At 66.8% G+C, this 11,947-nt stretch carries 12 protein-coding genes; 3 read left to right on the forward strand and 9 right to left on the reverse strand.

The window, feature by feature from the left end:
* Positions 1 to 2: 2 nt before the first annotated feature.
* From CEK29_RS08545 to CEK29_RS08560, 4 genes are all read right to left on the reverse strand, one after another.
* Positions 3 to 737 carry an amino acid ABC transporter ATP-binding protein gene (locus CEK29_RS08545; protein WP_094799466.1) on the reverse strand — a complete coding sequence of 245 codons (735 nt, stop codon included), beginning with the start codon at positions 735 to 737 and terminating at the stop codon, positions 3 to 5.
* 37 nt (positions 738 to 774) lie between these two features.
* The gene (locus CEK29_RS08550) at positions 775 to 1,464 is read right to left on the reverse strand and encodes an amino acid ABC transporter permease (protein WP_094799176.1); all 690 of its coding nucleotides are present in this window, start codon (positions 1,462 to 1,464) and stop codon (positions 775 to 777) included.
* Positions 1,465 to 1,473: 9 nt separating this feature from the next.
* Positions 1,474 to 2,220, reverse strand: a complete 747-nt coding sequence (locus CEK29_RS08555) for an amino acid ABC transporter permease (RefSeq protein ID WP_094799177.1) — start codon at positions 2,218 to 2,220, stop codon at positions 1,474 to 1,476.
* 132 nt (positions 2,221 to 2,352) lie between these two features.
* On the reverse strand, positions 2,353 to 3,264 hold the full coding sequence (locus tag CEK29_RS08560) for an amino acid ABC transporter substrate-binding protein (RefSeq protein ID WP_094799178.1): 912 nt from the start codon (positions 3,262 to 3,264) through the stop codon (positions 2,353 to 2,355).
* A gap of 173 nt (positions 3,265 to 3,437) precedes the next feature.
* On the opposite strand from CEK29_RS08560, the gene CEK29_RS08565 reads away from it, so the two are divergent.
* The 3 genes from CEK29_RS08565 (at position 3,438) to CEK29_RS08575 (ending at position 6,853) form a co-directional block, all read left to right on the forward strand.
* Positions 3,438 to 4,412: a LysR substrate-binding domain-containing protein gene (locus tag CEK29_RS08565; protein WP_094799179.1), complete on the forward strand. Its 975-nt coding sequence runs from the start codon at positions 3,438 to 3,440 to the stop codon at positions 4,410 to 4,412.
* A gap of 138 nt (positions 4,413 to 4,550) precedes the next feature.
* Positions 4,551 to 5,537: a Bug family tripartite tricarboxylate transporter substrate binding protein gene (locus CEK29_RS08570; protein ID WP_094857834.1), complete on the forward strand. Its 987-nt coding sequence runs from the start codon at positions 4,551 to 4,553 to the stop codon at positions 5,535 to 5,537.
* Between the two features lie 8 nt (positions 5,538 to 5,545).
* Positions 5,546 to 6,853: an acyl-CoA thioesterase/bile acid-CoA:amino acid N-acyltransferase family protein gene (locus CEK29_RS08575; protein WP_094857835.1), complete on the forward strand. Its 1,308-nt coding sequence runs from the start codon at positions 5,546 to 5,548 to the stop codon at positions 6,851 to 6,853.
* Between the two features lie 64 nt (positions 6,854 to 6,917).
* Here CEK29_RS08575 and CEK29_RS08580 read toward each other — a convergent pair whose 3' ends face one another.
* The 5 genes from CEK29_RS08580 to CEK29_RS08600 form a co-directional block, all read right to left on the reverse strand.
* Positions 6,918 to 7,751 carry a class I SAM-dependent methyltransferase gene (locus CEK29_RS08580; RefSeq protein WP_094799182.1) on the reverse strand — a complete coding sequence of 278 codons (834 nt, stop codon included), beginning with the start codon at positions 7,749 to 7,751 and terminating at the stop codon, positions 6,918 to 6,920.
* A gap of 122 nt (positions 7,752 to 7,873) precedes the next feature.
* A complete protein-coding gene (locus tag CEK29_RS08585) occupies positions 7,874 to 8,485 on the reverse strand; it encodes a peroxidase-related enzyme (protein WP_249278976.1) in 612 nt (203 codons plus the stop codon).
* Complete coding sequence (locus tag CEK29_RS08590; RefSeq protein WP_094857836.1) at positions 8,482 to 9,015, reverse strand: CMD domain protein; 534 nt, start codon at positions 9,013 to 9,015, stop codon at positions 8,482 to 8,484. The genes CEK29_RS08585 and CEK29_RS08590 overlap by 4 nt, the downstream gene beginning before the upstream one ends.
* Complete coding sequence (locus tag CEK29_RS08595; protein ID WP_094857837.1) at positions 9,015 to 10,334, reverse strand: acyl-CoA thioesterase/bile acid-CoA:amino acid N-acyltransferase family protein; 1,320 nt, start codon at positions 10,332 to 10,334, stop codon at positions 9,015 to 9,017. The genes CEK29_RS08590 and CEK29_RS08595 overlap by 1 nt, the downstream gene beginning before the upstream one ends.
* Before the next feature lie 3 nt (positions 10,335 to 10,337).
* Positions 10,338 to 11,912: an ABC transporter substrate-binding protein gene (locus CEK29_RS08600; RefSeq protein ID WP_094799185.1), complete on the reverse strand. Its 1,575-nt coding sequence runs from the start codon at positions 11,910 to 11,912 to the stop codon at positions 10,338 to 10,340.
* Between the last annotated feature and the right edge of the window lie 35 nt (positions 11,913 to 11,947).

Here is an 11,947-nt window from a genome sequence, read left to right on the forward strand (position 1 = left end):
GTTCAGTGCTGCAGAATCTTGGAAAGGAATTGGCGCGTGCGGGGCGCGCGCGCGTCGGCGTTGCCGAAGAACTCGTCCTTGGGGCAATCCTCGACGATGTGACCGGCGTCCATGAAGATCACGCGGTGCGCGACCCGGCGGGCAAATCCCATTTCGTGCGTGACGACCATCATCGTCATGCCCTCGGCCGCCAGATCGGTCATTACGTCGAGCACTTCATTGACCATCTCGGGATCGAGCGCGGACGTCGGCTCGTCGAACAGCATGACCACCGGATCCATCGAGAGCGCCCGCGCGATGGCGACGCGCTGCTGCTGACCGCCCGACAACTCACCGGGGTGCTTGTCCTTGTGCGCCGACAGGCCGACGCGGTCGAGCAGGGCGTGGGCGCGCTGGCGCGCCTCGTCGCGGCCGCGCTTGAGCACCTTGACCTGTCCGAGGCAGAGGTTGTCGGTAACGGTGAGGTGCGGAAACAGCTCAAAGTGCTGAAACACCATGCCGGCCTCGGCGCGCAGACGCGGCAGGTTGGTGCGCGGGTCGGCCAGCGAGGTGCCGTTGACCAGGATGTCGCCTTTTTGAAAGGGCTCGAGCGCGTTGACGGTCTTGATCAGCGTGGACTTGCCGGAGCCCGAGGGGCCGCATACGACCACCACTTCGCCGCGGGCGACCTGGGTGGAGCATTCGCTGAGCACCTGGAAGTCGCCGTACCACTTGCTGACCTGCCGGATGTCGATCATCGGAGAATGTTGCGTCATGAGTATTCCTTAGGGGCGATCAGCGCAGCACGCGGGTGCGCCGCTCCAGCCGTTTGACCAATCGGGAGGCGGTGAAGCAGATGACGAAATACACCACCGCCACAAAGAGATAGAGCTCGACGAGCCGGCCGTCGCGCTGGCCGATCTTGGATGCGGCACCCAGGAAGTCGGTGAGCGAGAGCACATACACGAGCGACGTGTCCTGGAACAGGATGATCACCCGCGTGAGCAGGGCCGGCGTCATGTTGCGCAACGCCTGCGGCAGCACGACGTGACGCATTCCCTGCCAGGGCGTCAGGCCGATGGCGAGACTCGCTGACACCTGACCGCGCGAGATCGACTGGATGCCGGCCCGCATGATTTCGCAGAAGTACGCGGCCTCGAACAGCGTGAACGTGATCACCGCGGAATTCAGCGCGCCGACCCGCAGCGGCGTGGGCGAACCGATCACCCAGGCCGCCATGTAGGGAACGAGGAAATAGAACCAGAAGATCACCAGCAGCAACGGGATCGACCGCATCACGTTGACGTAGATGCCCGCGGGCACCGATAGCCATTTGAAGCGCGACAGCCGCATCATGGCCAGCAAGGTGCCCAGGGCCAGGCCGGCGATGGCGGCGATCACGGTGAGCGTGAGCGTGAAGCTCATGCCGGTCTTGAACAGGTAGGGGGCCGCGTCCAGGATGACGTCGAAATCGAATTTATCCATGACGTCCTCCTACTTCTTGCTCGCGGCGCTGATCAGCCCGGGCACGGCGACCCGGTGTTCGAGCAGCCGCATGCCCATGACCACGATGCCGTTGAGGATCAGGTAGATCACGGTTGCCGCGCTGAAGGCCTCGAAGATGTGGAAGCTGAACTCCTGCATCGAGCGCGCCTGCCCGGTGAGCTCGAGCAGACCGATCGTCAGCGCGACCGAGGAATACTTGATCGTGCCCATGAATTCCGACGTGAGCGGCGGCAGCACGATGCGATACGCCTCGGGCAGGATGATGTAGCGATACACCTGGGCCTCGGTCAGCCCGAGCGCCGTGCCGGCCTGAAACTGGCCGCGCGGCAGAGACTGGATGCCGGCGCGCAGCTGCTCGGCAACGCGGGCCGAGCCGTAAAAGCCGAGGCACAGCACCGCGGGGACGAACTGCCCCCAGGGCTGCTGCATCTGTTTCATGGCCGTGCCCCAGGCGTGGGGCAGCAGCTCGGGCAGAACGAAATACCAGAGGAACATCTGCACCAGCAGCGGGATGTTGCGGAACAGCTCGACGTAGCAGGCGCCCAGCACATTGAGGGTGCGGGAGCGGGCCGTGCGCATGACGCCCAGCACCGAACCCAGCAGAAGCGAGAAGATCCACGCGGTCAGCGCCAGCGCGAGCGTCCAGCCGGTGCCGATCAGCAACGTTTCCAGGAACGTGTGCACACCGTCGGGCGACATCTCCAGGAAGATGCCCCAACTCCAGTCGTAATTCATGTGATGCCTTGATGATTGCGCGACGGCACGCGGCCGCTCAGGGCCGCGCCGGGCCCGCCAGACGCGGCGCGGGCCGCCCGCTTCGATCGGGATGCACGGGCGAACGGCACGGGTGCCGTGCGCCCGCGACCTTTACTCGTAGACCTTGGGGTCGCCCGAATCCGTGGGATTGGCGAGTGCGCGCTTGAGCGCGTCGCTCATGGGGTACTTGAGGTTGATCTGCTTGGGCGGAATCGGCGAATTGAAGTACTTGTCGTAGATCGCCGCCACCTTGCCGGTCTTCATCAGATCCTTGACGGCGTCGTCCACGACCTTTTTGAAGGCGGGATCGTCCTTGGGTTGCAGGATGCCGTAGGGGGCCAGTTGCAGACCCTTCTTGCCGATCACGAACGCGTCGGGATTCTTTGACGCCGCGACCGAGCCGTAAGCAATGCCGTCATCGTTGGCGGAGCCGGCCGCGCGGCCCGATTCGACCATCAGCAGGGTCTCTGCGGTGTCCTTGGCAGGCGCCATGGTGATGCCGTATTTGTGCTGGGCATTGAGCTGCGAGACCAGCTTGAACGTCTGGCCGCCCGCCTGAGCCGCGATCGACTTGCCGCGGAACGACGCGAGGTCGTCCGGATCGACGCCGCCATCCTTGCGCGCCACCAGCACCACTTGGGCCACGAAGGTCGTGGGGGCGAAGGCGACGAACTTGTGGCGCTCGACGAGATTGGTCGTGTTGCCGCACTCGAGATCGATGGTGCCGTTGGCCAGCAGCGGAATGCGTGTGGCCGACGTGGTGGGGTTGTAGCGAATCTCGAGCTTGGGCAGCTTCAGTGCGGCCTTCACGTATTGGGCCACCTCCTGGCAGATCTCGACCGTGTAGCCGATCGGCTTCTGGTTGCCGTCGAGGTAAGCGAACGGCACGGAGGTTTCGGGGTGGCCGAGCGTGATCACGCCGGTTTCACGGATCTTGTCGAGGCGGCTGGGGCCGTCGGCAAAGGCGGACGTGGCGAGGCCGGCCAGGCTGGCGGCGGCAATGAGCGCTGCAATGGCTTTCATCTGTTTTCCCTTGGCGCCGGACGGACCGGCGTTTTTTGCGTGTTCACGATCGGTTCCCGCCGATCGTCGACGGGGCCCGCGTTGCGCGGTGTCTCCCGCGACTGGCAAAAAGTATCGGCCAGCGCTATGGTTTTATCCAATTCCAATTCGATATTGCTCTATACGGATCTGATATGGCTACACAGCGCATGGGATTGCGTCACATCGAAGCCTTTCGGGCTGTGATGATGACCGGCTCGATGACCGCCGCCGCCCGCAGCGTGCACACCTCGCAACCTCACATCAGCCGGCTGATCGCGCAGCTCGAGGCCATTACGCAGTTCGCGCTGTTCGATCGCAACGGCAGCCGCCTCACGCCCACGCTCGACGGGGCACGCTTCTTTCAGGAGGTGGAGAAGACATTTCTGGGGCTGGCGGGCCTGGAGTCGGCGGCGGCCGGCATTCGCTCGTTCAGCGCGAGCCGGCTGAGCGTGGCCGCGATGCCGCGGCTGGCCGGCGGGCTGCTGGCGCGCATCGTGGCCCAATTCAAGCTCGAATACCCCGACGTGATGGTGTCCATCCATTCGGGCAACGCCAGCACGGTGCACAACTGGATCAGCTCCGGGTTCTGCGATCTGGGCCTGGCCATGCTGTCGGGCGATGCGCCGGGCATTCAGGTGGAGCCGGTGCTGGCCATGAATTGCGTGGCCGTGATGCCGCGCGGCCATCGCCTCGCGCGGCTGGCGCGGATCAAGCCGGCGGATTTCGCAGGGGAGCCGTTCGTGGCGTTCACGAGCACGACGCCGCTGCGCGAGCGCATCGATGCGGTGTTCGCCAAGGCGCGCGTCGAGCGGCAGGTGGTCGCCGAGGCCGGTCTGGGGGCGTCGATCTGCGCGCTGGTCGGGGCAGGGCTGGGCGTGTCGCTCATCAACCCGCTGGCGGCGCGTGAAGAGTACGAGGTCAATGGCGTGGAAATGCGGCCGTTCAGTCCTGCCGTGCCCGTGTCGGTGGCGTTGCTCTATCCGCCGGCGCACACGCGCACGCGGCTGGTGACCGTGTTCTCGCGCCATGCCCGCGCGCTGATGCTCGAGGAAATGGCCGATCTTCGAGCGCGGCCCCCGGCGGCGCGACGGGCTCGGGCACGACACGACCGGGATATCCCTAGATAGCCGCCCCTACCGATTGCATACAACATACCGTACGTGTGACCGCCCGCGGTTCCGCGGCCGGCCTGTGCCGCCTTCCTTTCGTCAACGTCCGTGCGCGCCGACCCGGCGCGCAAGATCTTTGTCTGTCCGGAGAACCGTATGCGATACACCCGCCGCCAGGCCCTGGGCGCGCTTGCCGCGCTGCCGCTGGTCGTTCGCCCCGCCTGGGCCCAGAGTGCCTTTCCGAATCGGCCGGTGCGGCTGCTCGTGGGCTTCGCGCCCGGCGGCCTGACCGACATCGCCGCGCGCGCTCTGGCCGAGCGCATGAGCCAGGTCCTGAAGCAAAACGTCGTGGTCGAGAATCGTCCCGGCGGTCAGGCCATCATCGCCACGGTGGCGGTGGCGCGTGCCGAGCCCGATGGCTACACGCTGGGTTTCGCCGGCACCAACGGCATGATCCTCAACCCGCTGCTGTACAACAATCTTCCGTATCAGCAATCCGACTTTAAACAGCTGGGTTCGATGGGCAAGTCGCCCATGCTGCTGATCGTGAACGGCGAGCTGGGCGTGGACAACGTGAAGGACTTCATCGCCCTGGCCAAGAAAAAGCCGGGCGAGATCACCTGCGCCCACGCGGGCCGCGGCGTCATCAATCATCTGGCGCTGCTGCATTTCCAGTCCAAGACGGGCACGCAGTTCCAGGACGTGCCGTACAAGGGCAGCGCGCCGGCGCTGATCGATCTGATGGCGGGCACGGTGCAGAGCACCTTCGACTTCCCGACCTCGGCGCTCGGTCACATCAAGACCGGCAAGCTCAAGGTGCTGGCGGTGACCGCCGACAAGCGGCTGTCCAGCCTGCCCGACGTGCCCACCATGAAAGAGGCCGGGGTGGACGACTTCGAGCTGTACACCCGCATGATGATCTCGGGCCCGGCGGCGATGCCGGCGCCGGTGGTCAAGGTGCTCGAAGACGCCGTGCGGCAGGGCGCCAACGATCCGGGCCTGATCAAGCAGTTTGCCGAGCAGGGCGTGCAGGTGGAGTTCACCTCGTCCGCCGATCTCGACAAGGTGATCGCCGAAGAGTCCGCCATGTGGGCGGGCGTGATCAAGGCCAACAACGTACCCAAGACCGACCTGAAGAGCTGAGGACCGCCGTGACCGACCGCGCCGCCATTATCGTCAACCCCGAAGTCGCGCTCATCGACGTGGCGCGGGAGATCCGCATCGACGGCTTCGCGCCGTATGCGTTCATCACCGTGACCGCCGCGATGACGATGTGCGGCGCGCCCTGGCGCTCGCAGGCCGTGTTCATGGCGGGCCACGACGGCAGCCTCGACCTCGCGCGTGATTGCCCGGTGTCGGGTAGCTACAACGAGCCCTCGGCCATGGGCCTGGTGTGGTCGATGGTGTGCGAGGACATGGGCAAGGTGGTGTTTCCGCCCGACCGCACCGATCCGCTCGTGATCCGGCTCGAGGCCACCGACGGCACGCGCAGCGCGCAGGCCACGCTCATCCAGGACTTCGTCGACGAGGGCGTGACCCACCGCGCGATCCGCGCAGACCTGGGCGGCATGACGCTGTCGGGCGAGCTCTATACGCCCGCCGGCCCGGGTCCGCACCCGCTGGTGATCTACATGAACGGCTCGTCGGGCGGCGTGAACGCGCCGCGTGCCGCGCTGTTTGCCGCGCGCGGCTATCAGTGTCTGGCACTGGCCATCTTCAACTACGAAGGACGGCCCAAGTACCTGAACGACATGCCGCTCGAGTATTTCGAGCGCGCCTTGCGCTGGGCTCGCGCCGAGCTCAAGCCGCGCGACGGCTTCGTGGCGGTATCGGGCATCAGCCGGGGTGGCGAGACCTCGCTGCTCGTGGCCTCGCACTTCCCCGACCTCGTGAGCGCCGTGGTCGCCTATGTGCCGTCGCCCGTCACGCACGGCGTGGTGAGCGCCGGGTCGCCGGGCACGGGCCGCGACGCGCAGGTCTGGACGCTCGACGGCCAGCCTCTGCCGCATCTGTGGCAGAACAACGCCAGCGCCAACTGGGACGCGGCCTATGCCACCGACCCGCCGTACCGCCAGACGCATGCGTTCCTGAGCGCCTCGCGCGATGCGGCGGCGTTCGAGCGGGCGCTTATTCCAGTCGAGCGTTTTCCGGGTCCCGTGTTGCTGGTGAGCGCGTCCGACGACGGGTTCTGGCCGAGCACGGCGTACTCCGAAGTGGTGATGCGGCAGCGCCAGCAACACGGCCTGCCGACCTTCCATCATGTTTGCATGGGCGCGGGCCACCACGTGCATTACCCGTATCTACCCGGCACGCTCATCGCCAAACCCCACGCGATGTCGGGCCTGCTGCTCGACGCGGGCGGCACCCCGTCGGCCAACGCGGCGGGCAACGAGGGCTCGTATCTGGCGGTGCTCGAGTTTCTGGGCCGCGCGTCGGGCACGAGCGCGGCGGGAGGCTGAAGCGCCGCGCAACACGCGGCGCGGCGTCGAGCCGAACGGCGCGCGGCGGCCGGCCTGGCCGCGCTCAGGCCGCGGCGGGCACGAAAAAGCGGTCTTTGAGCTCCTGCAGCCCGATGCGCTCCAGCATCTCGGTCAGGCGTTCCGAGGGTTTGCGGCGCGGGGCGTCCTTGTACTGCGCGATGATGAGCTCGTTCTTCATCGAGTGCTCCCAGCCCACCAGCTCGGTCACGCTGACCTGATAGCCATGCGCCTCGAGCTGCAGGCAGCGCAGCACATTGGTGATCTGGCTGCCGAACTCGCGGGTGTGCAGCGGATGGCGCCAGATCTCCGCCAGCGGGTCGGCCAGCGCGCGTTGCTTGTTCTTGCGCAGCACCGACGCGACCTCCGCCTGGCAGCAGGGCACGACCACGATGTGGCGCGCCTTCTTTTCGAGAGCGAAGCGGATCGCGTCGTCGGTGGCGGTGTTGCAGGCGTGCAGCGCGGTGACGATATCGACCGTGGGGGGCAGCTTGTCGGACGTGATCGAATCGGCGACCGACAGGTTCAGGAACGACATCCCGCCAAAACCCAGCTTCGAGGCGAGCGCCTCGGAGGTCTGCACCAGCTCCTGGCGCGTTTCGATGCCGTAGATGTGCGAGCTGTCTTTCAGCTCCTTGACGAACAGGTCGTAGAGGATGAAGCCCAGATACGACTTGCCCGCGCCGTGGTCGACCAGCGTGACGCTGCCCTTGTCCGTTTTCACGTCCTGCATGAGCGGCTCGATGAACTGAAACAGGTGATAGACCTGCTTGAGCTTGCGGCGGCTGTCCTGGTTCATCTTGCCGTCGCGGGTCAGGATGTGCAGGGCCTTGAGCAGCTCGATCGACTGGCCGGGGCGGATTTCGTGGGTATTGGACATCGGAAGCGCGGGAGGGCGGCGCGCAGGGCGCGGCCCGAGAGAGGCGAAAGCGCCATTTTACCGAATGGGCGCGCCCGAGCCCGCGAGGGGCCGGGCGCGCGTGGCCGAGGGCGTGACGCCGCTCAGGCCTGCGGGAAGACCGGCTCGCCCAGATTCAGCATGAGCCGGTTGGCCCAGGCGAAGATGGCGTCCGAATGCAGCAGGTCGAGGATCTCGCCCTGATTCAGTCCCACGTCTTTCAGGGCCTGGATGTCGGCCGGGCCGATCGCCGCTGGCGACTCGGTGATCTTGATCGAGAACGCCGAAATCGCGCGCTCGCGTTCGGTGGTGCCGGCCGTGGCCGGATCCTCGAACACCTCGGTGATGACATCGTTGCGCTTGGCGAGCTGCTCGAAGCGTTGCGCATGGACCGACGCGCAGTACACGCAACCGTTCACACGCGACACCACGGTCGCGCCCAGCTCGCGCTCCGCACGCGACAGGCCGCCGGGGGCGTACATGATGGCGTTGAACGCGGTGGAGCGCTGGCGCAGGATCTCGGGCTGATGCACCAGGAAGAGGTAGTAATCCGAGACCTTGGCCTTCGGATGGCTCTCTTCGAGCACGGCGATCTGCTCGGGCGTGGCGGAGTCGAGCTTGACCGTATCGAGCCAGGCCTTCCAGCCCAGCGTTTCGTTGGTGAAGCCGTGGGCTTTGATCAGCGTGCTGATGACATTGGGGTTTTGCGTGCTCATGCGGCTTGCTCCAGCGCTTTCATGGCCTTCAGACCGGCCAGCAGGCGGGTCTGATACGAAAGAAAGGCGATCAGTTGCGACAGCGTGACCACGGCCGGCGTGCTCAGCCCGGCGGCGGGCAGCGTGTCGAGCGCGGCGCGGTCGCCTTCGACGGGGTTTTCGATCAGCGTGCGCGTGTAGGCCAGGATGGCGGCGAGGCGGGCATCCTTCGCTGCCTCGGGCGCGCCGCCATCGGCGAGCGCCAGCAGGTCGGCGCTGGCGCCGGCTTGCACGAGCCGCTCGCGATAGTGCGCGGCCAGCTCGCTCGCGTCGCTGATGCGGCAGGCGTACTGCGCCACCAGCAGACGGTCCGTCAGGGCCAGGCCCGGCAGGTCGGGGTCGAACAGCGCGTCGTAGCTGCCTTGCGTGGCGGCCGCGACCTTGTCGCGCTGGTGCCGAACGGCGTAAAGCGGATCGGCGGCGTTCAGGCCCAGCAGACGATCGATCAGATCGTTGGCCGGGTCATAGGCGGGAAGCGTTTGCGAGGCCATCAGGCTTGCTCCTTGGTGCGGGCGGCGCGGGCCGCCACGGCGTCTTTCAGGAAGCGCAGTACGCCGGACCAGGATTCGGCGTCGGCGCGGGCGTTGTCGTGCGGCGTACCGCCACTGGTGCTGATCTTGCCCGAGACGGGGTGGGCATAGACGTGCTGCGTGGTCGGCACATAGGGGAAGAGGATCAAGTGTCCACCATCCTGGTAGTCGAGCCACTCCACCGGATAGGGATGGCGCGTCTCGGCCAGCTTGTCGCGCACCATGCGCGAGTACAGGCTCGAGGGCCAGGAGCCGTCGTCGGTGGCGGACAGCAGGATCACCGGACCCTGGATGCGCTCGACCGGGATGCGGGCGCGCGCGACGGCGTCGGGATCCTCGAGCGCGGTCAGGATCGCGCGTTCGTGGCGGTGCGGCGCCGGGCCTTCGTCGAAGGGCTTCCAGGTGGCGGTGCGGTTGTTCTCCCACACGTGCGGTACCGGCTTGCCGCCGAGCAGCCAGGCCGGGCCTTCGCGGCCGACGGCCGGGTCGGCGGCGTTCTGGCCGCTGTGCACCACCGCGCCCGGCACGTAGGCCACGACGGCGGACACGTCTTCGGGGTAGGTGGCGCCCAGCAGCAGCACCAGCTCGCCGCCGCGCGACTGGCCGCTGATCGCGACGAAGTCGTGCAGCGGGCGCACCGTGCGGCGCAGCCAGTCCATGCCCTGCTTGAACATCTCCAGCGGGGTGTTGGAGATGTAGCCGGACAGGCCCGGAGCCTTGAAATAGCCCTGCGCGAAGGCGGCGTAGCCGCGCGAGGCATAGAGCGCCGCGCGCGGTTCGTTGATGCCGCCACCCGAGCCGTTCAGGATCAGCACGGCGGGGTGCGGGCCGGGGCCGGGCGGCAGGTAAAGCGTGCCGACCAGACCGTCTTCGCGCACCTCGGTGCGGGTGACGCCCTCGGCGGCAAGGCGCTGCACCAGCGTGGCTTCGGCCACGCCCGCGCCGGTGCCGCCACCCACTTCGGCGCTCACGGTGGTCACGAGCGGCTCGGTCACGTTCTGGTTGAACAGCTCGCGCTTGCCCGCCACCTCGGGCACCTGGGACCAGATGAGGCCCATGGGCGCCACGCCGGCATAGCTGCCGGACACAGGCGCGTCACGCGACAGGTCGACCGTGCCGGTGGCGTCGGCCACGAAGGTGGCCGCGCTGGTCCAGGTCACGCCCGCGCGCGCGGTGCGGGTGCGCAGGGTCACGCCCTGGCCCGGCACGGCGCCGCTCACGCGCACCTGGCGCGGCACGTCGATCAGATCGTCGGCCGGTTCGAGGGTCAGCGTGATCATGGCTTACTTCGCCACTTTGGTGACCATCTGCGCCGCGGTGCGGTCGCTGGTCATCGGAGTGACCTTCAGGCCTTTCTTGGTCGCCCAGATGTTCTTGTAGTGGAACAGCGGCAGAATGCCGGCGTCTTCGCTCACGACCTTGGCCGATTCACGCAGGATGGCTTCGCGCTTGGGCACGTCGAATTCCGAGGTGGACTGGTCCAGCGCCTGGTCGACCTTGGCATTGCTGTAGCGGCCCCAGTTGGACGCGCCCAGGCCCTTGGACGGATCGACCGTGGCCAGGATGTTGACCAGCGCGTAGCTGGCTTCGCCGGTGCCGTTGCCCCAGGCCAGCATGCTCATCGCGAATTCGTTCTTGTTGGCGCGGCCCGAGTACACGGCCCACGGCACGACTTCCACGTTGGTCTTCACGCCGATGCGGGTCCAGAACTGCGCGACCGCCTGGGCGGTTTCCGGGCCCTGCGGGTAGCGGTCGTTGGGCACGTGCATGGTCAGCTGGAAGCCGTCGGGGTAGCCGGCTTCGGCCAGCAGCTTCTTGGCCTGCGCGGCGTCGAACGGAATGTTCTTGATGTCCGGGTTGTAGCCGAAGGTGCCTTCCGGCATCCACTGGTTCGCTTCGGTGGCGGCATCCTGCAGCACGCGGTCGACGATGGCCTTGCGGTTGATCGCGAGGTTCAGCGCCTGGCGCACGCGCACGTCGAGCAGCGGGTTCTTGTCGAGCGGCTTGCCGTTCTTGTCGGTGATGTATTGCGAAGGCTTGTCGCTGAAGCTGGGTTGCAGCAGCATCACGCGCAGGCCGGCGTAGGGATACACCGAGATGTTCGGCGCCTTGGACAGGCGCTCGAGGTCGGACACCGACACCTTGTCGATCACGTCGACGTCACCGGCCAGCAGCGCGGCCGTGCGCGAGGCGGCGTTGTTGATGTAGCGGTAGTTGACCTTCTCCCAGATCTGCTTGTCGCCCCAGTAGGCGTCGTTGCGTTCCATCAGGACGCGGTCGCCGGGGGTGTACGAGACGAACTTGTACGGGCCCGTGCCGATCATGGCCTTGCCCGAGTTGTAGTCTTCGGTGCTCGACTTCTCGCCCACGTGCTTGCTCACGACGTGCACCGACGCGAGGTTCAGCGGCAGGTCGGGGTTCGGCGCCTTGGTCTTGACGACGAAGGTCAGCGGATCGGGCGCGCTCATCGATTCGATCGTGCGCAGGTAGCCGGCGTAGGTGGCGACGCTGCCCGGCACGGCCTTGGCACGGGTGTACGAGTAGATCAGGTCGTCGGCGGTGAAGGGCTGGCCATCCTGCCACTTCACGTTGGGGCGCAGCTTGAATTCCCAGGTCTTGTCGTCCAGCGGCTTCCACGAGAGGGCCAGGCCGGGCTGCAGCTTGTTCCACTTGTTTTCGACCAGCAGGTCCCAGAAGTGCAGGGCCACGGAGCGGTCGCCGGCGTGGTTGTTGAGTTGCGGGTCGAGGGAGGACAGCGGGTCGGCGAAGCCGATCGACAGCGATTCGGCGTGCACGCCGGCCGAGGCGGAGGCCGCCAGCAGCGCGGCGGCCAGGGTGTTCAGAAGACGGTGTTTCATGGTCAGGATCCTCTCGAGGGACAGCGGTTCGTATA

This window comes from Bordetella genomosp. 5, from assembly GCF_002261475.1.
Classification (GTDB): domain Bacteria; phylum Pseudomonadota; class Gammaproteobacteria; order Burkholderiales; family Burkholderiaceae_B; genus Bordetella.